Here is a 21,763-nt window from a genome sequence, read left to right on the forward strand (position 1 = left end):
CGTCACTCACAGGTCCTCCAGGCCGAGCAGTCGGCGGGCGATGGCGGTGTCCAGCGCGGGGCGGTCGCCGCCGCCGAGCAGCCCGGTGTTCTCGGTCAGGGCGGCGGGGTCCAGCGGCAGCTTCACCCCGTCGGCATGGAGCCAGGCCAGCCAGCGGGTGATCCGGGCGGCGGTGGGGTGGTCCCGTCGCAGGGTGGCACGGGTGGCACCGCGGGCCAGGCCCAAAGCGCCGGCCCGGGCGGCGTCGTGCACCGGTCCGTCCAGTCCCGGCAAGGCGAGTGAGGCCAGTTTGCCCATGCGTACGGACCAGGAGATCCAGCCCTCCTGTACGGGGGTGCCGGGGGTGCCCTGGCGGTCGCCACCGTCCGTGTCGGTGGTCGGCGGCAGATTGCGGGGCGTGGCATCGCCGCACCGGGGAGGGCCCTGGGGGAGGGACGCTGCGCGTACCGGCGAGTCGGCGGGGTCGAGGCGGGCCAGCACGGTGGCGAGGCCCCAGTCGATCCAGGCCATGGTCCACGCTTCCTCGGTGCCCGCGGGCGGGGCGGGGGGTGGCGTCTCGTCCGGAGGGAGGGCACTGAGTGCCAGGCCGATGGCGGCTGTGTCACCGGCCGGCGGGGGCTGACCGGTCAGTACGTACGGTGCGAGAACGTCCGCCCCCAGGATGCGGACGGCGCCCAGCGCCACCGCCGGGTCGCCCCCGGACTCCGCCGCCGCGGCCTCCACGTGGCTCGCGGCCACGGCGGCGCCCCCGGTGCCCCGGAGGGCATCGAGGGCGCGACGGGCCAACTGGTCGGCCGATTCGCTGTGGGCGGTCCGGGAACGCTCGGAGATCACCGGCGCTTCGTTTCCTTCGGCTCCTTGGGCGAGATCAGGAGGCCCAGGAGCAGAACTCCCCATGCGGCGCCGTGCGGTGCGGGGACCGGCGCGTCGCTCAGCGGGGCTTCGGGCTGGGTCGCCACCCACCCCAGTGCTTCCTTGTCGAGTGTGAGGCCAGTGGGCTGAAGGGTCTGGGCAAGCATCATTCGCTCCCTCGAAGAGATGTCATCACCAAGGTCGGTGATGCCCCCGATGCCACCTACCAAAGTACTCTAAAGTCGACATATCGACCATTGGTGCCGGAAAACCTTTCGGGTGGCGGAGACGGCTGCGCGCAGGGACAATCTCCGCGCGGTGTCGAGCGGGCTGTGTGGGCTGGACGGGGTTGTGCGGGGCTGCAGGTGTCGCCCGCGCTTCGAACCGGTAGCACCGTCGCACCGACGCTGCGAAAGGGCTCGCCCTCATGGCCGAACTCTTCGACGCCGGGCCCGTGGTCGTCGCCGCAGTCGCCAACTTCAGCGTGGAACGGGGCGTTTCACTGTCCGCCGCACGCTTCGACATGACGGCGGGTCACTTCTGGGCGGGCTTCGGTGCGGGCCTGATCATCGGCGCCTCGGTCACAATCCGCCGAGCGGTGTCGGATCGGTGGCGCGCGCCACGCGTCCGGTGTCAGCCGAACAGACCGTCCGCCGTGGAGTCGGTCACGTCCGCGCCCATGTTGCGCTCCATCATCCGCAGCGCGGCGTCCGCCAGGTCGGCGTGGATGTGGGCCACCGCGTCGCGCGGGACCGTGACGTCCAGGTGGCGGATGTGCGCGTCGAGGGCCGAGTACAGGACGCACTGTTCGGTCACCTGGCCGCAGAGCACTATCCGTCCGATGCCGTGCTGGCCGAGCAGGTACGCCAGCGGCGTCTCGTAGAAGATCGAGTGCCGGGCCTTGACCACGAACAGCGAGTCGTCGTCGGGGCGGAGGGGTTCCACCAGGTCGGAGTGCGGTCCGTCCAGTGCCGTACGGACGAGTTCGTCATGGTGCGAGCGCCACCGGCCGAAGTTGTCGTTGACGTAGATGACTTCGACGTCCGACCCCTTCGCACGGGCCCGCTCCAGTACGCGCAGCATGCCGGGCAGCGCTTCGCGTACCGACGGCAGCAACTGCTCGGCGTCCGGGTGGTCGTACGTGTTGATCATGTCGATCACGATGAGCGCCGTCCGCATGTCAGCCGTTCCCTTCGACGAGTACCCGGACCGTCTTCAGCTCGGGATCGGCCGCGTCGGGCACGTTCATCCCGGCCCGCACCCCGCTCGTCAGGTACCGCACCACGGGCCCGTCGAGCCGTTCGCCGGGCAGCGCGGCCGGGATGCCCGGCGGGTAGGGGGTCAGCATCTCGGCCACGACGCGGCCCGCCGCCGCGTGCACCGGTACGTCCTCCACCTCGCCGAAGTAGGCGTCGCGCGGCAGGCACACCTGCTCCAGCCGCAGCTCGCCCGGCGTCGGCACCTCGACCTCCGGGGCCGGGCGCAGATCCGCCGCGTGCCGCGACAGGTCGCGCAGGGCGTCGAGCAGAATCGCGGTGGTCGCGTCGTCGTCGGCGTGGGTGAGCTGGGCGCTGATCCGCCGGTGGTCGGCGAGGTGGGCGTCGACGGAACGGTGTTCGCGCAGCCAGTCCGCGGCCCGGTAGCCGGACGTGCCGAGCCCGCTCACGTCGATCACCACGGGCAGCGGGTCGAAGTCGTCGGCCAGCCCCGGGCCGCAGAAGTCGGCCCGGTCGTTGACGTGCAGTCCGTCGATCTCCTCGATGGCGGCCCGTACCCGCGCGGCCAGGTCCAGGGCCCGGCCCAGGAGGTCACGGCCCCGCAGGGCCATCTGCCGCCGCCAGCCGTCCAGACCCGCGTACAGCAGCACCGAAGGGCTGGTCGTGCCGAAGAGGTCCGCCCGTGACTTCAGTACGGTCGGCCGGACCAGGTCGCCCCGCAGGTGGAACACCGAGCCCTGTTCCAGGCCGCTGCCCATCTTGTGGATGCTCGTCACGCAGACGTCGGCGCCGGCGTCCATCGCCCAGGACGGCAGGTCCGGATGGAACGGCAGGTGCGCTCCCCACGCCTCGTCCACCACCAGCGGGCGTCCCCGCCGGTGGCACACCCGCGCCAGCGCGTCCAGGTCCGCGCAGGCGCCGTACGGTGTCGGGCTGGTCACCAGCGCGCCGCGGGCGTCGGGGTGCTCCTCGAAGGCCCGCTCGAACGCCTCGACCGACGGCGGGTGGGCGATCCGGCGCTCCTCGTCCCACTGCGGGTCCACCCAGATCGGCCGGACGCCGGACAGGATCAGGCCCGACACCACCGACTTGTGCGCGTCCCGTCCGACCAGCAGCTTCTCGTGCGGGCCCGCGACGGACAGCATCGCCGCCTTGACGGACAGGGAGCTGCCGCAGGTGGAGAAGAAGGTGTGCGAGGCGTGCACCGCGTCCGCCATGAGTGCTTCGGCCCGGTCCAGCACTCGGCTCGTGCCGAGCCGGTCGTCGAGACCGCCGGAAGCCAGTAGGTCACCGTGGAAGACTGCGTCGCCCAGGACCTCCCGCACCGCGGGGTCGGCGCCGCGGGCCTGCTTGTGGCCCGGTGGGGTGAAGGAGACCTCCCCAGCCTGACGGTAGCGGGACAGCGCCTCCAGTACCGGTGCCTGTGTGTGATCGACAGCCATGCGGCAGGGGTTCCCCGGGGGTGGGTGGGTCAATCACGGGGCGCGCTTCGCGCGCGGGAGGTGTGCTGACGCACGGTTCGCATTGCTTTCGTGGTGGGGGCGGGGGCGCGCAGGGGGCCAACTCCGGCCGGTTTGGCGAGCCGAGTTCGGTGGGGGGGAGGTTTCAATGACACTGGGGTCCGCCTCTCCTGGGGGTGAGGCTCGCGGGGCGGGTGGTGGGAAGCGGTGCTCACCCGTATGGGGGCAGGGCGGCCCCGGGGTGTTCGCAAGTGCTTCCGTCCAGCTCGCCCCGGGCCTTGTGGATCTCTGCCGTTCCACACGGGTTTTCCCTGGCCAGTGCGGGGAACCCGCCATCGCGTCGGCGGCGCCGGCCTGCCGCCGCTTGCCGCCACCGCTCGCCGCGGGGCCTCCGGCGGGCGAGCCTTTGAGGAGGTACCGCCGCCGGGGCACCCGCCGTGGCAGACCGCAGACCCGCTGGAGGAGGAGCGATGGGCGTGCGCAAACGGGTTCGCGAGTGGCCCGTGTACCGGCAGCTGACCGGGGGCGACCCGCTGGGCCGGGGGCGCGCCGCGATGTCGCCGTACACGGAGCGGCTGCGCCCGCGCACGGACTCCGCCGATCGGATGGTGCGTTCCGTCTGCCCGTACTGTGCGGTCGGCTGTGGCCAGCAGGTGTACGTCAAGGACGAGAAGGTCGTCCAGATCGAGGGTGACCCGGACTCGCCGGTCAGCCGTGGTCGGCTCTGTCCCAAGGGTTCGGCGACGCTCCAGCTCACCACCGGGTCGTCCCGCCGCCACCAGGTGCTCTACCGGCGTCCGTACGGGACGGACTGGGAGCCGCTGGATCTGGAGACGGCCATGGACATGGTTGCCGACCGGGTGGTCGAGACCCGCCGCCGTACCTGGGAGTGGGAGTCCGACGAGGGGCTCTACACGGCGCGGACCCTGGGCATCGCCAGCCTGGGCGGCGCCACTCTGGACAACGAGGAGAACTACCTCATCAAGAAGCTGCTGACCGGCCTCGGCGTGGTGCAGGTGGAGAACCAGGCCCGGGTCTGTCACAGCTCCACCGTCGCGGGCCTCGGCACCTCCTTCGGGCGCGGTGGCGCGACCACGTTCATGCAGGATCTCCAGCACGCGGACTGCATCGTCATCCAGGGATCCAATTTCGCCGAGGCGCACCCCGTCGGCTTCCAGTGGGTGATGGAGGCGAAGGCACGTGGTGCCCGTGTCATCCATGTCGATCCGCGGTACACCCGGACCAGTGCTCTGGCCGACTTGCATGTACCACTGCGGGCGGGCAGCGACATCGCCTTCCTCGGCGGGATCATCAATCACGTCCTGACGGAGGAGAAGGACTTTCGTGAGTACGTCCTGAACTACACCAACGCCGCCACTCTGGTCGGCGAGGACTTCCGGGACACCGAGGACCTGGCCGGCGTCTTCTCCGGCCTGGGCGAGGACGGTACTCACTACGACACCCTGACCTGGCAGTACGAGGGTGTCGACGTCCAGGCGCCGTCGGGCGAGGTGGACGAGCTGTACGAGGCCCGGGTGCAGGAGGCCGGCGGGCCGGAGCAGCACGGTTCCGGCGGGGCGCGGACCGGAGGGCAGCCGCCGCGGGACGAGACACTCCAGCATCCGCGCTGCGTCTACCAGGTGCTGAAGCGCCACTACGCCCGCTACACCCCTGAGATGGTCGAGCGGATCTGCGGGGTCCCGCAGGAGACGTTCCTGCGGGTGTGCGAGGAGCTGACCGCCAACTCGGGCCGCGACCGCACCAGCGCCTTCGTCTACGCGGTCGGCTGGACCCAGCACTCGGTCGGCGCGCAGTACATCCGGGCCGCCAGCGTCCTGCAACTGCTCCTCGGCAACATCGGCCGCCCCGGCGGCGGCATCCAGGCCCTGCGCGGCCACGCCTCCATCCAGGGCTCCAGCGACATCCCCACCCTCTTCAACCTGCTGCCCGGCTACCTGCCGATGCCGCACGCCCACGCACACGAGGACCTGGGCACCTTCGTCCGGTCGAGCCGTACCGAGAAGGGTTTCTGGGGCAACATGCGGGCCTACTTCGTCAGCCTGCTCAAGGCGTACTACGGCGACGCGGCCACCGCCGACAACGACTACTGCTTCGGTCACCTGCCGCGCCTGACCGGCGCCCACGCCACGTACGAGACCGTCATGGCGCAGCTCGACGGCACCTGCAAGGGCTACTTCCTGATGGGGGAGAACCCGGCCGTCGGCTCCGCCAACACCCGCCTGCAACGTCTGGGCATGGCCAACCTGGAATGGCTGGTCGTCCGGGACTTCTCGCTCATCGAGTCGGCGACCTGGTGGCAGGACGGCCCGGAGACCGAGACCGGCGAACTGCGCACCGAGGACATCGGCACCGAGGTGTTCTTCTTCCCCGCCGCCGCGCACACCGAGAAGTCCGGCTCCTTCACCAACACCAACCGCTGGGTGCAATGGCACCACACGGCCGTCGAACCCGAGGGCGACGCCCGCAGCGACCTGTGGTTCATGTACCACCTCGGCCGGCGCGTCAAGGCGAAGCTGGCCGCCTCCACCGACCCCATGGACCGGCCCGTACAGGACCTGACCTGGGACTATCCGGTGCAAGGTCCGCTGGAGGAGCCGGTCGCCGCGGCCGTCCTGGCCGAGATCAACGGGTTCGGTCCGGACGGTGGACCGCTGAGCGCGTACACGGAGCTGAAGGACGACGGCTCGACGAAGTGCGGCTGCTGGATCTACTGCGGCGTCTACGCGGACGGCGTCAACCAGGCGGCCCGCAAGAAGCCGCACACCGAGCAGGACTGGGTGGCCGAGGAGTGGGCCTGGGCCTGGCCCGCCAACCGCCGCATTCTCTACAACCGGGCCTCGGCCGCCCCGGACGGCACCCCCTGGAGCGAACGCAAGGCGTACGTGTGGTGGGACGCGGGAGCGGGGAAGTGGACCGGGCACGACGTGCCGGACTTCATTCCCGACCGCGCGCCCGATTACGAGCCGCCGGACGGCGCGACCGGACCCGACGCCTTGCGCGGCGACGACCCGTTCATCATGCAGGCGGACGGCAAGGGCTGGCTGTACGTGCCGGCCGGCCTGGTGGACGGGCCGCTGCCCACCCATTACGAGCCGCAGGACTCCCCGTTCGGCAACGCCCTGTATCCGTCGACGCCGCGCTCCCCGGTCCGCCGCCTGCACCCCCACGAGGGCAACCGCTACCACCCCAGCGGCGACGAACCGGGCGCCGACGTCTACCCGTACATCGTCACCACCCACCGGCTCACCGAGCACTTCACCGCGGGCGGCATGAGCCGCTGGTCGCCCTACCTTGCCGAACTCCAGCCGGAACTGTTCTGCGAGATCTCCCCGCAGCTCGCCGCCGAACGCGGGCTGGAGCACATGGGCTGGGCCACGATCATCACCGCGCGCAACGCCATCGAGGCCCGGGTCCTGGTCACCCGGCGGATCGCCTCGCTGACCGTGCAGGGCCGTACCGTCCACCAGATCGGGCTGCCCTTCCACTGGGGACCCAACGGCGTGGTCACCGGCGACGCCGCCAACGAACTGGTGGCCATCGCCCTCGACCCCAACGCCCACATCCAGGAGGACAAGGCGCTCACCGCCGACATCCGGCCGGGCCGCCGCCCCCGCGGACCCGGCCTGCCGGAGTTGGTCGCGGCCTACCGGCAGCGCGCCGGCATCGACGAGACCACCGGAACGGAGCCCCGACCGTGACCGACCACCTGCTCGGCGACCACCTGCTCAGCGGCGTCGAACCGGACCCGGCCGGGGACGCCGGCCATTCCGGCGCGCCGCCCCGTACCGGTTTCTTCACCGACACCTCCGTGTGCATCGGCTGCAAGGCGTGCGAGGTGGCCTGCAAGGAGTGGAACGCCCTGCCCGAGGACGGGCTGTCCCTCTCGGGCATGAGCTACGACAACACGCAGGGGCTCGGGGCCTCCACGTGGCGGCATGTGGCCTTCATCGAACAAGAGGTGCCGGCGGGTGACGGGCCGGAGGCGCCGCCGCGTGGCGGGCCGCCCACCGCTGAAGGACGTACGCGACTGCCGCTGGCCGACACGGAGGACGGGAGCGGCACCGGCGGTGAGCTGCGCTGGCTGATGGCCTCCGACGTCTGCAAACACTGCACCCACGCCGCGTGCCTGGACGTCTGCCCCACCGGCTCGCTCTTCCGCACCGAGTTCGGCACGGTCGTCGTCCAGGAGGACATCTGCAACGGCTGCGGCTACTGCGTCCCCGCCTGCCCGTACGGCGTCATCGAGCAACGCCCCTCCGACGGCCGCGCCTTCAAGTGCACGATGTGCTACGACCGGCTCGGCGCCGGACAGGAACCCGCCTGCGCCAAGGCGTGCCCGACCGAGTCCATCCAGTACGGGCCGCTGGACGAACTCCGCGAACGGGCCGCGCTCCGCGTCGACCAGCTGCACGCGGCAGGCGTCACCGACGCGCGGCTGTACGGGCACGAGCCGGACGACGGCGTCGGCGGGGACGGCGCGTTCTTCCTGCTCCTCGACGAACCCGAGGTCTACGGACTGCCGCCGGACCCCGTCGTCACCACCCGCGACCTGCCCGCCATGTGGAAGCACGCGGGCGCCGCGGCGCTCTCGCTGGCCGGCGGTGTCGCGCTGGCGTTCGCCGGGCCCGCGCTGAAGCAGTTCGGACGTGCCACCGGAGCCACCGGACGGAAGGGAAGGCGATGAGGGAAGAGGAGGCGAAGACGGAAGGGGAGGCGATGAGTGGCTCCGATGTCACGCGTGAAGGCTCCGAGGGCGGGCGGCCGGGCCGCGCCGCCGCGCCGGAGATGCTGCGCGGCGGGTCCGGCGGCGACGGGAGAGGGCGGCGCAAGGGCGGCAAACGTGGTGGTGGCGGCCGTGGCGGCCGCGGTGAGCAGCTCATGGCGCCTCCGGCCGAGTTCGAGTCGTACTACGGCCGGCCGGTCATCAAGGCCCCCGCCTGGCGCGCCCGGGACATCGCCGGGTACTTCTTCCTCGGCGGTCTGGCCGGCGCCGGATCGGTGCTGGCCGCCGGAGCCCACGCGACCGGCCGCACCACCACCGCCACCGCGATGAAGATCTCGTCCCTGGCGGGGGTGTCCCTGTCCACCGCCGCACTCGTCAACGACCTCGGCAGGCCCGGCCGGTTCGCGAACATGCTCCGGGTCGTCAAGCCGACCTCGCCGATGAGCGTCGGCTCCTGGCTGCTGGCCGCCTACGGGCCCGCCGCGGGCGCCGCGGCCGCCTCGGCGGTCACCGGGAAGCTGCCCCGGGCGGGCGCCGTGGCGACCGGCGCCGCGGCGCTCCTCGGGCCGGCCGTCGCCACCTACACCGCGGTCCTCGCGGCGGACACCGCCGTCCCCGCGTGGCACGGCGCGCACCGTGAACTCCCGTACCTGTTCGCGGCATCGGCGACGGCCGCCGCCTCCGGGACGGCCCTCGTCGTCGGTCCCGTACGGGAGACGGCGCCCGCCCGGTGCGCCGCGGTACTGGCCGCGGTCGCCGACGAAGCGGTCACCAAGGCCGTCGAACGGCGCCTCGGCATGGTCGCGGAGACCTGGCACCAGAGGCGGGCCGGCACGCTGCTCCGCACGGCGCGGACCCTCACCGCGGCCGGAGCCGCCGTCGGCGCCGCCTTCGGAGGCCGTTCCCGCACGCTGGCCGCCGCGGGCGGGCTGGCCCTGCTCGCCGGTTCCGCGTGCACCCGCTTCGGGGTCTTCGCGGCCGGTATCGCCTCCGCCGAGGACCCGAAGTACACCGTCGTACCCCAACGGGCGGCCAAGGAAGCCCGCCGCACCACACCGACGCACAGCGCGGAGAGGACACAGCCCACATGACCCGCACACCCCACACCGACGAGCCGGCCCAGGTCGTGCTCAGCGCCCAGTCCCCGGCCGACGCCGAAGCCGTGTTCAGCACGCTGCGCAGCTGCTTCGACTCCGACCGCGCCGACGGTGACACCGCGCACGACCAGCCGCACCGGCCCGGTCACCCGGTCGTCTGGACCGAGACCTTCGAGACCTCGGAAGTCCGCGGCGACGTCCGGCCGGACGCGGACCTGTCCGCCGCCGTCACCGCCGACCTCCAGGGCAGCCACTTGGCGGTCGACCGGCTGCGGGACGTGCTGACGCGCGCGTTCTCCGTCCGTACGGAAGGCACGGTGTCGGGCGACCAGGAGGTCGAGCTCCAGATCGTCCTGGAGAGCACGGGGCAGAGCTGACGCCCTTTCCGGCCCGGACCGGATGAACGCGTGCCGCGGGCGGGCGCGGAGCAGCCTCAGTTCTGCTCCGCGCCCGCCCGTTCCGGCGACCGGGACCCTCACCCCGGCGGCGTACGACCGGGCCCTCACCCGGTGTCGTACGACGGCTTTTCACTCGGCGGCGTAGGGGCGCCGTTCGGGGCGTCTCCCGGGTACGAGGACCGTGAGCGGCCGTACGGAGACTCTGGCAGTGGCACTGAGCGCCATCAAGCGTGGAGCGATGCCAACTTCTGCACATCTTCCCCCGCTGATCTGCCAAGGCTGCCAAGTCGCCTACGCCGCGGCCCGCTCTCTCCGCCACACCACCGCGTCGGCTGAAAACGGCGCCTGGACGTTGTGGACGTCATCGCGTCGCCGGAAGAACTCGGGCGGGGCATAGGAATAGCCCAGATTGTGCTGACCGAATCTGTTCTCGCCGCAGTCCGGACCGAGGACTTCGCCGACGCGCTCGGGAGAATCGGGGTGCCGGTGTGCCGGAGGCCGAGCACGGTCCCGGTGGTCACGTCGTCCACGTAGAACGCCAAGAAATGCGGGGTCAATTGCCGTTCCTCGATAAGCCGCGAGAAGGGCAGTTCACGGGCCACCCGCGACCGCTCTCGGCCGGTGGGCGGCCCCACTTCCCCGGCGGCACCCGGGGGCGGTTCCAGAACCCCAGGAACCCTGAGCCGGTGCGGCGCGGCGAGCGCCGCGGGCCGACCGCGCACGCCTGGGCGGCTCCCGAGGCAGCTCCCCGCGGACGGCACGAAAGAACGGCCGGGAAGGCGCGCGGACGCGTCCTCCCGGCCGTCACCGGATCATGCGGCCGTTATTGGATCATGGCGTGGGCAGCTCCGCCCGGACCGTCCGCGCAGCCGTGACGAGGTTCTCCAGCGAAGCCCGGGTCTCGGGCCAGCCCCGGGTCTTCAGACCGCAGTCGGGGTTGACCCACAGCCGCTCGGCCGGGATGGCGCCGAGGCCCTTGCGCAGCAGGCTCGCCGCTTCCTCGGCGCTCGGCACGCGGGGCGAGTGGATGTCGTACACGCCTGGTCCGGCCTCCCGCGGATAACCGTGTTCGGCCAGTTCACGGGCCACCTGCATGTGTGAGCGCGCGGCCTCCAGGCTGATCACGTCGGCGTCGAGATCGTCGATGGCCTGCACGATGTCTCCGAACTCGGCGTAGCACATGTGCGTATGGATCTGCGTGCGGTCCTGTACGCCACCGGTGGTGAGCCGGAACGCCTCGGTGGCCCAGGCGAGGTAGGCGGGGCGGCCGGCGGCGCGCAGCGGCAGCGTCTCGCGCAGCGCCGGTTCGTCGACCTGGATGACCGAGGTGCCGGCCGCCTCCAGGTCGCCGACCTCGTCGCGCAGGGCCAGCGCCACCTGCCGGGCGGTGTCGCCGAGCGGCTGGTCGTCCCGGACGAACGACCAGGCGAGCATGGTGACCGGACCGGTCAGCATGCCCTTGACCGGCCGGTCGGTGAGCGACTGCGCGTACCGCGTCCACCGCACCGTCATCGGCTCGGGCCGTGAGATGTCCCCCGCGAGGACCGGCGGACGGACGTACCGCGTGCCGTACGACTGGACCCAGCCGTGCTGTGTGGCGAGGTACCCCGTCAGCTGCTCGGCGAAGTACTGCACCATGTCGTTGCGTTCGGGCTCGCCGTGCACGAGGACATCGATGCCCGCCTCCTCCTGGAAGGCGAGCACCTCGCGGATCTCGTTCCCGATGCGCTCCTCGTACCCGGCCGTGTCGAGGCGCCCCGCCCGTAGGTCGGCGCGCGCGGTGCGCAGTTCGGCGGTCTGCGGGAAGGAGCCGATGGTGGTCGTCGGCAGCAGCGGCAGGCCGAGGTGGGCCCGCTGGGCGGCGGTCCGCTCCCCGTACGGCGCGGAGCGGCGGCCGTCGGCGTCGGTGACGGCGGCGGTACGGGCCCGTACGGCGGGATCGTGGGTGATCGCGGAACCGGCGCGGGACGCCAGGTCCGCGCGGTTGGCGGCCAGTTCGGCGGCGATCGCGTGAGTGCCGTGCGCGAGGCCGCGGGCGAGCGTGGCGATCTCGGCGGTCTTCTGCCGGGCGAACGCCAGCCAGCGCAGGACCTGCGGGTCGATGTCCCGCTCGGCGGTGGCGTCCAGCGGTACGTGCAGCAGGGAGCAGGAGGCGGCCACGTCGACCCGGTCGGCCAGGCCCAGCAGCGTACCGAGGGTGGCCAGCGACTTCTCGTAGTCGTTGATCCAGATGTTGCGGCCGTTGACGACACCGGCGACCAGCCGCTTGCCGGGCAGCCCGCCGGCGGCGGCGAGCGCGTCCAGGTTGCCCGCCGCGGCCTCGGTGAAGTCCAGGGCGAGCCCGTCGACGGGCGCCTTGGCGAGCACCGGAAGTGCCTCGCTGAGCTGGTCGAAGTACGAGGCGACCAGCAGCTTCGGGCGGTCGGTGAGCGCGCCGAGGACGCGGTAGGCGCGCTCGGCGGCGTTGAGGTCGGCCGGGGTACGGTCCTGCACCAGGGCGGGCTCGTCCAGCTGTGCCCACTCGGCGCCGGCCGCACGCAGGTCCGCCAGCACCTCCGCGTAGACGGGCAGAAGCCGGTCGAGCAGGGTCAGCGGGTCGAAGTCGGCGGCGACACCGGGGGCCGGCTTGGCCAGCAGGAGGTAGGTGACCGGGCCGACGAGGACCGGGCGTGGCGTGTGGCCGAGCGCGAGCGCCTCCCGCACCTCGCCGACCTGTTTGGCGGAGTCGGTGGCGAAGACCGTGTCGGGCCCCAACTCGGGCACCAGGTAGTGGTAGTTCGTGTCGAACCACTTGGTCATCTCCAGCGGTGCCACGTCCTGCGTGCCGCGCGCCATCGCGAAGTAGCCGTCCAGGGCGTCGGCTTCGACGGCGGCGCGGTGCCGTTCCGGGACAGCTCCGACCATGACGCTGGTGTCCAGTACGTGGTCGTAGTACGAGAAGTCACCGGTCGGTACCTCGTGGATGCCGGCGTCGGCCAGCTGCTGCCAGTTGGAACGGCGCAGGTCCCGCGCGGTCTCCCGGAGGGCGTCCGCGATGACGCGGCCCTTCCAGTACCCCTCGACGGCCTTCTTCAGTTCCCGGTGCTGTCCCTGGCGGGGGTAGCCGTACACGGTGGCCCGTGCTGCCGCGGCTGCGGGCTTCGCTGTCACGGAACTCTCCTTCGCGAGCGTGATCTTCTCCGAGCCCGGTGACCGGACGAGAACGCGAAGGAATGACGCGTCGGGCGGGCCGCGGAGCGTCCGATGACACCCCTGCCCGCCTGTCATGACACGCCGACCCGCCCTCGAAGGTCACCGGAAGGGCCGCGCACGTACGGACGCGCGCGGGCAACGGGCAGGTCTTCGGACTCGCGGGCACGCCTGCCGGAACGTGACGTCGTCCGGCGGACACCTACTGGCCGTCGCTTCCCGGATCCGCGGCCCGGATCCAGTGCGTATGACGGCGGTCGTTCCCGCTCACCGCTGCGGGGCAGTCCCGGATTCCCACCGGGTTCCCTCTTGCGACGCGCCTGCCTGGCGGGCAGGGCGAACCAGCTGCACCGGACAGCGTAGATCGGCCGCAGCCGGTACCGACACCCCTGTTCACATGGTGGTACGTGAGATGGGACACGGGGGTGGGGGCCGGGCAGAGGCGGGAACGGGCGGGCACGGCGGAGCCGAGGTCCCGTACGGTGCCCCGGATGTGTCCGGATCGGCGCTCACCGGGCATGCCGGGGGTCTGAACAATGGAACATCTCTCGGTTGGGCCGTGCATCGGCGAACCGTCCGCCCAGGTCTGGTGCTGTACACCGGGGGCACCGGCACCGGCACCGGCACCGTGCGTCGGGGCGGCACCGCCATCACAACCGGCCCCGGCCCCGACGCCGCAGAAGGAGGACCCGCCGTGCCCGGCACCCACGAGCACCAGCACCCGCACTCGGAGGCATGGAAGACCGCGCTCACCGTGCTGCAAGAGGTCGCACCGCCCGCCATCCCGGAGGGCGCGCATGTGTCGACCGTCCAGATCGAGTATCCGCCCGGCGACCAGGGCGCCCCGCCGCACCGCCATCCCGGGCCGGCTTTCGGGTACGTGGTGGAGGGCGAGATGCGCTTCGAGCTGGAAGGTGAGCCGGAGCGGATCGTCCGCGCCGGGGAAGCGTTCTGGGAGCCCGGCGGCGAGGTCATCCACTACCAGGACGGCAACGCCCGCACCGACACGCGCCTGCGCTTCGTCGTCACCATGCTCTGCGAACCGGGGCAGCCGATGCTGGTCCTGGTCGACGACGAAGAACTCAAACAGCGCGCCCACCTGCGCGCACCCCGGCAGCCCTGACGCCGCTCCGCCCCAGCGGGCGCCCACAGCGCGAGGAGTTCACGAAGTGAAGATCGTGGTCATCGGAGGCACCGGCCTCATCGGCGGCAAAGTGGTCGGCAAACTCACCGAGCGCGGACACGAGGCCGTGCCCGCCGCGCCCGGTACGGGCGTCAACACCCTCACCGGCGAGGGCCTCGACACGGCGCTGGCCGGAGCCCAGGTGGTCGTGGACGTGGCCAACTCGCCCTCCTTCGAGGAGTCGGCGGTCCTGGAGTTCTTCACCACCTCCACCCGCAACCTGCTGGCCGCCGAGACGAAGGCGGGCGTCACGCACCACCTGGCGCTGTCGATCGTCGGCATCGACGACCTGCCCGACAACGGCTACTTCCGGGCGAAGGCGGCCCAGGAGCGGCTGATCAAACAGAGCCCGGTTGCCTACTCGATCCTCCGGGCGACCCAGTTCTTCGAGTTCGTCAAAGGCATCGCCGACACCGCCACCGACGGCGACACCGTACGCGTACCACCCGTGCTCTTCCAGCCCATGGCCGCCGAGGACGTAGCCGAAGCGGTGACCAAGGCCGCCGTGGGAATTCCGCAGAAGGCCACCACCGAAGTGGCCGGCCCCGAAGTCTTCCGCTTCGACGAACTCGTCACCCGGGCCCTGCACGCCTGGCACGACCCGCGCACGGTCGTCCCCGACCCGCACGCCCGCTACTTCGGCTCCGAACTGGCAGAACGCAGCCTCGTCCCGGACGAGGGCAGCGCCCGGCTGGCCACGATCCGGTTCGACGACTGGTTGCGTACTTCCTCTTGAAGGCGGTGCGGGCGGCAGCCATCGGCGGGTACCCCCAGCAGCCCCCGACTCTCGGACGCGGACGGAGCGACGCCCTCAACCGGCCCGGGGGGCGCCCCGCTGACTCCCGGGAGCAGCCGAACCCAGGCCACCAGCACCCCACCCACCCCCGCAGTACCCTCAACTCAACCCACCCACCCCCGCAGAACTCTCACCCCACCCATCCCCCCACCGAAAGGCAGGACATGCAAGACGTACGCCGGGCCCGTACGACCGACCACACCACCCTCGTGGAGTGCGTCCAGCGCTGGTGGGGCGACTCACGCACCCCGGAACAATCAAGGGAACTCTCCCTGCTGCTGCCCCGGTTGTTCCTCCAGCACTTCGCGGACACCAGTCTGGTGCTGGAGGACGAGCAGGGAATCCGGGCGTTCCTCGTCGGCTTCTACTCCGCCGACCACGCGGAAGAGGCCTACATCCACTTCGTCGGAGTGGACCCCGAGTTGCGGAAGCAGGGCGTGGCACGCCGCCTCTACACCACCTTCTTCGAACGCGCGGCAGCGGCCGGCCGCACCGAGGTGCGCGCCATCACCTCGACGCGGAACAACGGCTCCATCGCCTTCCACCAAGCCATGGGCTTCGAACTGGAAGCAGGCGACCGGGAGGTGGACGGCCTCCCGGTCCACACCGACTACGACGGCCCGGGCCAGGACCGAGTGGCCTTCCGCCGCAAACTTGGCGCGCCGGAGGTACGCACCCTGGCCCCCTTCACGACGCGCGCGGCGACACCGCAGGACTTCGACACCATCGTGGGTGTGGTCGACGACTGGTGGGGCCGCGCCGCCTCCCGCGACCTGACGCGGGTCTTCGTGAACCACTTCTACGGAACCAGCCTGATCGCCGAACACGACGGCGAACTGGCAGGCTTCGTCATCGGCTTCCTCTCCCCGTCCAACCCGCAAGAGGCGTACATCCACTTCACGGGAGTGGCCCCCACCTGGCGCCGCACCGGCCTGGGCAGCTTCCTGTACGAACGCTTCTTCGACATGGCCCGCGCCCACGACCGAACCGTGGTCAAGGCCATCACGTCCCCGCAAAACACCCGCTCCATCGCCTTCCACAGCGCCTTGGGCTTCACCCCGTCGGCCCCGATCACGGATTACGACGGTCCCGCGCTGGACCGGGTGAGTTTTCGGCGGGAGCTCTGAAGGGGGGTGGGGGCGGGTGGCCGCTGGATGACGGGGCCGCCGAGGATCACGTCGGACGGGGCCATCCCTGCACGTGCGGGGACCACCTGCCTTTAGCACAGTTACTGCCTTCTGTGCCGGGACCACCCCCGCACGCGCGGGGACCACAGGCCTCGACCAGCGGCTTTGTCAGGCGCGGTGGTGGTCTTTCTTTACTTCCGGAGATCCCGGCGAACGCTGGGATAACGTCTTTTTCTCGGTCATTGCAGGAGGCGCCTTGTGCCCGGTGGCCTCGGACCCGGCCTTATGCGGCGCCAAGACGGTTGCCGCGCCACGATCCCACCGCCGATGACCCGTATGCGATGCACGTTTCACTCCGCTCTTCGGTACGGCCTGCGGGTGCGGGCATACCCGTGCGGCATCGATCACCGGCTGTGGCTACAGTGATCTCGCGCGATCAGCCATCCCATTTCTGTAAAGACTTGGAATGGAGATGGCAGTAATTCGTATATGGGGCGTCAAGTGGTTGCAGCGCCTCCCTATACGGACAACGGGGACACAGGAGGGCCTAATGGGTAACGGCTACGACGTCGAGAGCGCTGCTCTGCGCCGGTATGCCAACGCGGTGGACGAGTCGGCGGGCCGGGTCGAGAAAATCCGTAACCGGGTCCGCGGTCTGGAACTGTCCGGCGGGGTGTTCGGGATGCTCTCCGAGTCCGACAGTCTCAAGGCGGACTACGACAAGCAGTCCGAGGAAGCCGTCAGCGATCTCCATGACGTCAAGGAGTCCCTGGGAGCCGTCGCCGACGGCATGCGGCTGGCGGCCGACGGCTACGACACCAACGAGGACGACCAGGTCCGGCTCATGGGCGGTGGCCAGGCGTGAGCCAGGTACTGGAACGTATCGGGTTCGACGTCGACTGGAGCAACCCGCTTGCGGGCGCGCTCGACTCCACGATCCGCGGCGCGGTCAAGAGCCTCGGACTCGACGAGTACCTGGAGAAGGTCAGCGGCGACAACGAGAAGCTGATCGCCACCGCCCGCGAGTGGCGGACCGCCGCCTCCGAGATGCAGGGCGTCGTCGACGACCTCCAGGCCGAGCGCCGGACGCTGCAGGCCTCCTGGACGGGGGAGGCGTCCACCGCCTTCGGTACGACCATGACCGAGTTCGAGCAGGCCTTGAAGGGCGAGGCCGAGGACATGATCACGGTCGCCGAACTCCTGGAGACGGCGGCGGAGGCCTGCACCGAGGCCGAGGAGACGATGATCGAGCTGATCACCGAGATCGTCGAGGCGCTGCTGGTGGCCGCCGCGACGGCGGCGATCGTCGCGATCCTCACGGCCGGCGTCGGCGCGGCCATCGGCCCGCTGATCGGGGCCGCTGGGGCCGCGCACCGGGCTCTGAAGGCCGTACGGATCACCGCCAAGCTGGCGGACAAGCTCAAGGATCTCGCCGACCGGATGCGCGCCCTTCAGAAGCTGCGGAGGGCACGTATCAAGGCCAAGGCGCTGTGGCGCAACAAGAACGCCCGCAAGAAGATCAGCAGAGGGGTCAAGCAGGTCGTCAAGCGGGCCGCGGGAGCCAAGGCCGCCGGGGCCGTCATCGACGCGGCACCGCTCGCCAACAGCGTCATCGAGCACCACACCGGCGTGGATGTCGGGGAGAAGGCCGGCCAGTGGGCCGACAAGGGCGAGGCCGCACTCCATGACGCGACCGGCCTCAAGTGGGTCCAGGTCGGCGACCACCGGTGGGACGTGGAGCACCAGGACGCGGGCAAGCCGCCCCCGCTCACGGAGCAGCAGAAGCAGTACGCCGACCGCCCCGACCCCAAGAGTTTCGACGAGCGGCTGGCCGAGGCGGCTCCGCGGGCGGCCAAGCCGGTACGCGAGGTGTTCGGATGAGTCTGCGCGTGGCCCTGGGCAGGGTCCCGTACAAGGAAGCCAGGGAGCGGGCCGGCGAAGCGCTGCCGGGTGACGAGCGGCTCGTACAGAACGAAGTGGTCTTCCCCGGGCACCGGCTGCCCAAGCCGCGCCGGTGGAACCGCCCCCGCGTCCTGGCGGGCCGCCGCCTGCCGGGCGACCGCTGGGAGGGCGCCAAACGGGTCTTCTGGCTGGTCGATGCCATCATCCAGCCGATCCCCGACCTCTTCGGCGGTCGGCGCAAGAAGGGCAAGCCCCTGAAGGGCGGCTGGGAAAGCCTGGCAGGCCAACTGGCCACCGCCCTGTGGCCCCGCGTACCGACCACCGACGCGCTGCCCGTACTCCAGCTCACCGACCGCCACTTGCACGTCACCTATGTGCAGCGCGGCCGCCGCCGCGGCGAACTCGGTGCGGTCGAGGCGGGCTGGAGCACGCCCGCGTCCCAGGTGGCGTGGGTCCGGCACCGTACGGACATCGACGCGGACACCTACGAAATCGGCTTCACGGACGAATCCTGGGCCCGGGTGGAGATGCGGAGCCAGCACGCCGTGTATTTCGTGGAGTGTTTTCCGCGGGGTGGTTGAGAAGAACGGGCGGGCGCCTGGTGCTCGCGGTCTTCGTGTGGGCCGGTTCAGGTAGCACCGGTCCGGCACCGGTGCTACCTGGGTTGTCTCGCCCGACGCACAAAGTTCCCGAGAAGCCCGGAGAAGCCCTGGGGAGGTCCAGGAGAATTCCCACAGGGTCGTAGTCCTTCAGGCTGCCCGGCGCTTACGTTGGCGGCGTATGGTCAGCCTGCGCCGTTCCTCCTCGTCCGTGCCACCCCAGATTCCGTAGTTCTGGCCTGTCTGGAGGGCCCATTCGAGGCATTCGCCCGCCACCGGGCACCGCCGGCACACCGCTTTCGCGTCCGCCTGCTGCTGGGCGGCCGGGCCCGTTACTCCTACGGGGAAGAAGAGTTCCGGGTCCTCGTCCAGGCACGCTGCTTTTTCCCACCACTCCATGGCTGCCTTCCCTCGTGGAGATCTTTCAGGGGGTTGTGTTGTGTCGTCGCAGGCTCCACGGAGGTGCGCACGGGGGCAGTGCCCGTACGTGATGACGGCACGTCGGACGGCCCGGACGCCTGGGGCGGCGGGCTGTGGCAGGGCGGCTCTGGTGGCCCCCTGTTGTCCGAGTCCGCACGTGGGAACCTGGATGTCCCGGGTTCCCGTGCGGGCAGGGTTCAATCGCGTGGGGCGGAGGGGAGTTCGCAGACGGCCAGTGCGTGTTCGTGGATGCTGCCCAGGACCAGGTGGCCGTCGTGTTCGCAGACGCTGGTCACCATGCGGTAGTCCGGGCTTCGGCGCCGCAGGTCGTGAACGATGCGGCCGGAGGTGTCGACAGCCAGGACACCCGTGAGGGGGCCGGGGCGGGGGCGGACGCGCCGGGCCACGCTCCATGCGGCGTGGCGTAGTGCCGGTTTTGTGTGGTGCAGGCGGTCCAGGCCGGTGGAGCGTGCGCCGGCCAGGGCCACCCAGAACAGGCCGCTGGGGCCACGGGACATGTTGTCGGGGTAGCCCGGCAGATCGGCGGCGAGTATGTCGTGCTGCCCTGCCTGTGGGCCGGTCAGCCAGAGCCTGGTCAGCCGGCGTGAGCCGGTCTCCGCCACGGTGACGTAGGACTCGTCCGGCGCCAGGGCGACTCCGTTGGCGAACTGGAGGCCGTCCAGTACGACTTCGGGCTCGCCGCCGGGGCGCAGCCGGACCAGGTGTCCGGTGCCGGTGTGCTCCAGGATGTCGCCGAGCCAGTCCTCCAAGGGGTAGCGGCGGCTGGAGACACTGAAGTAGACCGTGCCGTCGGTGGCTGCTGCGGCATTGCTGCAGAAGCGCAGCGGGGCGCCGTCGACGGTGTCGGCGAGCGTCCGTACCGTACCGTCGGACGGGTCCACGCGCAGCAGTCCCCGGCGCGCGTCGCACACCAGGACTCTGCCGTCGGGCAGCGGTTCCAGCCCGAGCGGGCGGCCGCCGGTACGGGCGATGACTTCGGCGCGGGGCGGGCCGACGGGGGCGTGGGGCGGCGTCGGCGTACCGGTTCGATCGTTGCCCGGTTCCTTCGGGAAGGGGTCCAGGCGCAGTACTCTGCCGTCCTCCAGGCCGGTGAGCACCCGCCCGGCCGAGTCCACCACCACGTCCTCCGGACCTCTTCCGTCGAGCGGTACCGTCCGCGGCGGGGGCAGGGGCGCCGTCATCCGGCTGGTCTTTTCGTATGCGTTGGCCATGACCTGCTGACTACCCGGCGCCGGGGGCCTTTACCAGGGGTGCGGCGCCGGGGACGGGGGTTGGCCGGTTATTCGGTGGCCTGGCGTGGTGTGTGCTGCCCGGGGAAGTCGCGATCGGGGTTGGGGCCGGGCTCGGGAAGGTGGTAGGTCCGGCGGCCCGCGACGGCCCACCAGACGGTGGCCAGGGTGAGGACGAGGAACAGGGCCACGGGGGCGTAGTTGAAGGTGGTCAGGGAGATGGGGTGGGTTTGGGGGAGGCAGAAGAGGACGGTGACGAAGGCGACCCAGAGGACGGCTACCCGGCCGACCGGGACACCCCAGCGGCCCAGGTTCCACGGGCCGGGACGGAACGTGCGGCGGTGGCGCAGGCGCAGGTAGACGGGGATCGCGTACGCCGGGGTGATGCCGATGATGTTGATGGAGGTGACGGCCGCGTACGCCGCCGGGGAGTAGAGGGAGGGGAGGGCGAGGACGGCGGCCACGGCCACGGAGAGCAGGACGGCCCGGGTCGGTGTGCCGGTTCGCGGGGAGACGTGCCGCCACCAGCCGGAGCCCGGCAGCGCGCCGTCGCGCGAGAACGCGAACACCATGCGGGAGGTGGCCGCCACCTCCGCGTTGCCGCAGAACAGCTGCGCGACGATCACCACCAGCAGCAGCGCCTTCGCCCCGCTGAGGCCGAGCGCGTCGAGGAAGATCTGCGCGGGCGGCACTCCGGTCGGGGTGTTCTGTACGCCGGTGTAGTCCTGGATGGCGAACGTCAGCCCGGCCAGCAGGAAGAAACCGGCGACCCAGGACCAGCGGATGGCCCGTACGATGCCGCGGGCCGCGTTCACCTGCGCTCCGGTGGTCTCCTCGCTCAGGTGCGCCGACGCGTCATAGCCGCTGAAGGTGTACTGGGCCAGCAGCAGGCCGATCAGCGCCACGTACAGCGTGCTGTTCCAGCCGGTGCCGTTGACGAAGGTGGTGAAGACGAAGGAGGGGGACCGGTGGTGGGCGGGCACCAGCCACAGGACGCCGACGATGAGCGCGACCCCGGCCAGGTGCCACCACACGGAGACGGTGTTGAGGATGCTGACCAGGCGTACGCCGAAGAGGTTCAGCGTCGCGTGCAGCGCCAGGATGCAGGCGTAGATGACCATGAGTGAGCCTGGGGTGGGCTCGAAGCCCCATTGCAGTCCGGCGAACGCGCCCATGAACAGCGCGCATCCGTAATCGATGCCGGCGATCGCACCGAGCAGGCCGAGGAGGTTCAGCCAGCCGGTGTACCAGCCCCAGCGCTTGCCGCCGAGCCGGTCGGCCATGAAGTACAGCGCGCCGGACGTCGGGTAGGCGCTGGTGACCTCCGCCAGCCCGGCGCCGACGAACATGACCATGATGCCGACGACGATCCAGCCCCACATCATCACCGCGGGGCCGCCGGTGGCCAGGCCGAATCCGTACAGCGTCAGACAGCCGGAGAGGACGGAGATCACGGAGAAGGAGATGGCGAAGTTCGCGAACGGGCCCATCCGCCGTTTCAGCACGGGGGTGTAGCCCAGCTCGCGCAG

The 21,763-nt window shown here is 71.2% G+C and carries 18 protein-coding genes and 1 riboswitch; of the genes, 10 read left to right on the forward strand and 8 right to left on the reverse strand.

Going from position 1 to position 21,763, the window contains the following annotated elements:
- Positions 1-6: 6 nt before the first annotated feature.
- From OEIGOIKO_RS37500 to OEIGOIKO_RS37515, 4 genes are all read right to left on the reverse strand, one after another.
- The gene (locus tag OEIGOIKO_RS37500) at positions 7-834 is read right to left on the reverse strand and encodes a hypothetical protein (protein WP_125057769.1); all 828 of its coding nucleotides are present in this window, start codon (positions 832-834) and stop codon (positions 7-9) included.
- Positions 831-1,022 (reverse strand): hypothetical protein, encoded by a 192-nt coding sequence (locus tag OEIGOIKO_RS37505; protein ID WP_032926801.1) that lies wholly within the window; start codon positions 1,020-1,022, stop codon positions 831-833. The genes OEIGOIKO_RS37500 and OEIGOIKO_RS37505 overlap by 4 nt, the downstream gene beginning before the upstream one ends.
- 463 nt (positions 1,023-1,485) lie before the next feature.
- A complete protein-coding gene (locus OEIGOIKO_RS37510) occupies positions 1,486-2,031 on the reverse strand; it encodes a cysteine hydrolase family protein (protein ID WP_125057770.1) in 546 nt (181 codons plus the stop codon).
- A 1-nt stretch (position 2,032) separates the two neighbouring features.
- Entirely contained in the window at positions 2,033-3,511 is a 1,479-nt protein-coding gene (locus tag OEIGOIKO_RS37515; RefSeq protein ID WP_125057771.1) for an aminotransferase class I/II-fold pyridoxal phosphate-dependent enzyme, read from the reverse strand.
- A gap of 488 nt (positions 3,512-3,999) precedes the next feature.
- Between OEIGOIKO_RS37515 and fdh the strand changes: the two genes are divergently transcribed.
- The 4 genes from fdh to OEIGOIKO_RS37535 are packed head-to-tail and all read left to right on the forward strand — an operon-like array spanning position 4,000 to position 9,747.
- Positions 4,000-7,248: a formate dehydrogenase gene (gene fdh, locus OEIGOIKO_RS37520; RefSeq protein WP_125057772.1), complete on the forward strand. Its 3,249-nt coding sequence runs from the start codon at positions 4,000-4,002 to the stop codon at positions 7,246-7,248.
- Entirely contained in the window at positions 7,245-8,234 is a 990-nt protein-coding gene (locus OEIGOIKO_RS37525) for a 4Fe-4S dicluster domain-containing protein (RefSeq protein ID WP_246177812.1), read from the forward strand. The genes fdh and OEIGOIKO_RS37525 overlap by 4 nt, the downstream gene beginning before the upstream one ends.
- A gap of 32 nt (positions 8,235-8,266) precedes the next feature.
- Positions 8,267-9,364: an NrfD/PsrC family molybdoenzyme membrane anchor subunit gene (gene nrfD, locus OEIGOIKO_RS37530; RefSeq protein WP_125057773.1), complete on the forward strand. Its 1,098-nt coding sequence runs from the start codon at positions 8,267-8,269 to the stop codon at positions 9,362-9,364.
- Positions 9,361-9,747 carry a hypothetical protein gene (locus tag OEIGOIKO_RS37535; protein ID WP_125057774.1) on the forward strand — a complete coding sequence of 129 codons (387 nt, stop codon included), beginning with the start codon at positions 9,361-9,363 and terminating at the stop codon, positions 9,745-9,747. The genes nrfD and OEIGOIKO_RS37535 overlap by 4 nt, the downstream gene beginning before the upstream one ends.
- A gap of 852 nt (positions 9,748-10,599) precedes the next feature.
- Here OEIGOIKO_RS37535 and metE read toward each other — a convergent pair.
- Entirely contained in the window at positions 10,600-12,918 is a 2,319-nt protein-coding gene (metE, locus tag OEIGOIKO_RS37540) for a 5-methyltetrahydropteroyltriglutamate--homocysteine S-methyltransferase (protein WP_125057775.1), read from the reverse strand.
- Between the two features lie 166 nt (positions 12,919-13,084).
- Positions 13,085-13,318, reverse strand: a riboswitch (cobalamin riboswitch).
- A gap of 333 nt (positions 13,319-13,651) precedes the next feature.
- On the opposite strand from metE, the gene OEIGOIKO_RS37545 reads away from it, so the two are divergent.
- The 6 genes from OEIGOIKO_RS37545 (at position 13,652) to OEIGOIKO_RS37570 (ending at position 18,546) form a co-directional block, all read left to right on the forward strand.
- Positions 13,652-14,080: a cupin domain-containing protein gene (locus OEIGOIKO_RS37545; protein ID WP_125057776.1), complete on the forward strand. Its 429-nt coding sequence runs from the start codon at positions 13,652-13,654 to the stop codon at positions 14,078-14,080.
- A 46-nt stretch (positions 14,081-14,126) separates the two neighbouring features.
- Positions 14,127-14,876 (forward strand): SDR family oxidoreductase, encoded by a 750-nt coding sequence (locus OEIGOIKO_RS37550; protein WP_125057777.1) that lies wholly within the window; start codon positions 14,127-14,129, stop codon positions 14,874-14,876.
- Positions 14,877-15,100: 224 nt separating this feature from the next.
- A complete protein-coding gene (locus tag OEIGOIKO_RS37555) occupies positions 15,101-16,063 on the forward strand; it encodes a GNAT family N-acetyltransferase (protein WP_125057778.1) in 963 nt (320 codons plus the stop codon).
- Positions 16,064-16,613: 550 nt separating this feature from the next.
- On the forward strand, positions 16,614-16,928 hold the full coding sequence (locus OEIGOIKO_RS37560; RefSeq protein ID WP_125057779.1) for a hypothetical protein: 315 nt from the start codon (positions 16,614-16,616) through the stop codon (positions 16,926-16,928).
- Entirely contained in the window at positions 16,925-17,944 is a 1,020-nt protein-coding gene (locus OEIGOIKO_RS37565; protein ID WP_125057780.1) for a WXG100 family type VII secretion target, read from the forward strand. Before OEIGOIKO_RS37560 ends, OEIGOIKO_RS37565 begins: the two co-directional genes overlap by 4 nt.
- On the forward strand, positions 17,941-18,546 hold the full coding sequence (locus OEIGOIKO_RS37570; protein WP_125057781.1) for a hypothetical protein: 606 nt from the start codon (positions 17,941-17,943) through the stop codon (positions 18,544-18,546). The genes OEIGOIKO_RS37565 and OEIGOIKO_RS37570 overlap by 4 nt, the downstream gene beginning before the upstream one ends.
- 168 nt (positions 18,547-18,714) lie before the next feature.
- On the opposite strand, the gene OEIGOIKO_RS37575 is transcribed toward OEIGOIKO_RS37570, so the two are convergent.
- The 3 genes from OEIGOIKO_RS37575 to OEIGOIKO_RS37585 form a co-directional block, all read right to left on the reverse strand.
- Positions 18,715-18,963 carry a WhiB family transcriptional regulator gene (locus OEIGOIKO_RS37575; protein ID WP_125057782.1) on the reverse strand — a complete coding sequence of 83 codons (249 nt, stop codon included), beginning with the start codon at positions 18,961-18,963 and terminating at the stop codon, positions 18,715-18,717.
- Positions 18,964-19,181: 218 nt separating this feature from the next.
- Positions 19,182-20,216 carry an SMP-30/gluconolactonase/LRE family protein gene (locus OEIGOIKO_RS37580; RefSeq protein WP_246177814.1) on the reverse strand — a complete coding sequence of 345 codons (1,035 nt, stop codon included), beginning with the start codon at positions 20,214-20,216 and terminating at the stop codon, positions 19,182-19,184.
- Positions 20,217-20,284: 68 nt separating this feature from the next.
- Positions 20,285-21,763, reverse strand: coding sequence for an amino acid permease (locus OEIGOIKO_RS37585; protein WP_246178248.1), 1,479 nt, complete (start codon positions 21,761-21,763; stop codon positions 20,285-20,287).

This window comes from Streptomyces paromomycinus, from assembly GCF_003865155.1.
Classification (GTDB): Bacteria; Actinomycetota; Actinomycetes; order Streptomycetales; family Streptomycetaceae; genus Streptomyces; species Streptomyces chrestomyceticus.

Bases quoted from the DNA above. Each gene is read 5' to 3' on its own strand.
- OEIGOIKO_RS37505 (WP_032926801.1), bottom strand. From the start codon at position 1,022: ATGATGCTTGCCCAGACCCTTCAGCCCACTGGCCTCACACTCGACAAG.
- OEIGOIKO_RS37560 (WP_125057779.1), top strand. From the start codon at position 16,614: ATGGGTAACGGCTACGACGTCGAGAGCGCTGCTCTGCGCCGGTATGCC.
- OEIGOIKO_RS37535 (WP_125057774.1), top strand. From the start codon at position 9,361: ATGACCCGCACACCCCACACCGACGAGCCGGCCCAGGTCGTGCTCAGC.
- OEIGOIKO_RS37510 (WP_125057770.1), bottom strand. From the start codon at position 2,031: ATGCGGACGGCGCTCATCGTGATCGACATGATCAACACGTACGACCAC.
- OEIGOIKO_RS37570 (WP_125057781.1), top strand. From the start codon at position 17,941: ATGAGTCTGCGCGTGGCCCTGGGCAGGGTCCCGTACAAGGAAGCCAGG.
- OEIGOIKO_RS37580 (WP_246177814.1), bottom strand. From the start codon at position 20,216: ATGGCCAACGCATACGAAAAGACCAGCCGGATGACGGCGCCCCTGCCC.
- fdh (WP_125057772.1), top strand. From the start codon at position 4,000: ATGGGCGTGCGCAAACGGGTTCGCGAGTGGCCCGTGTACCGGCAGCTG.
- OEIGOIKO_RS37575 (WP_125057782.1), bottom strand. From the start codon at position 18,963: ATGGAGTGGTGGGAAAAAGCAGCGTGCCTGGACGAGGACCCGGAACTC.
- nrfD (WP_125057773.1), top strand. From the start codon at position 8,267: ATGAGTGGCTCCGATGTCACGCGTGAAGGCTCCGAGGGCGGGCGGCCG.
- OEIGOIKO_RS37555 (WP_125057778.1), top strand. From the start codon at position 15,101: ATGCAAGACGTACGCCGGGCCCGTACGACCGACCACACCACCCTCGTG.
- OEIGOIKO_RS37515 (WP_125057771.1), bottom strand. From the start codon at position 3,511: ATGGCTGTCGATCACACACAGGCACCGGTACTGGAGGCGCTGTCCCGC.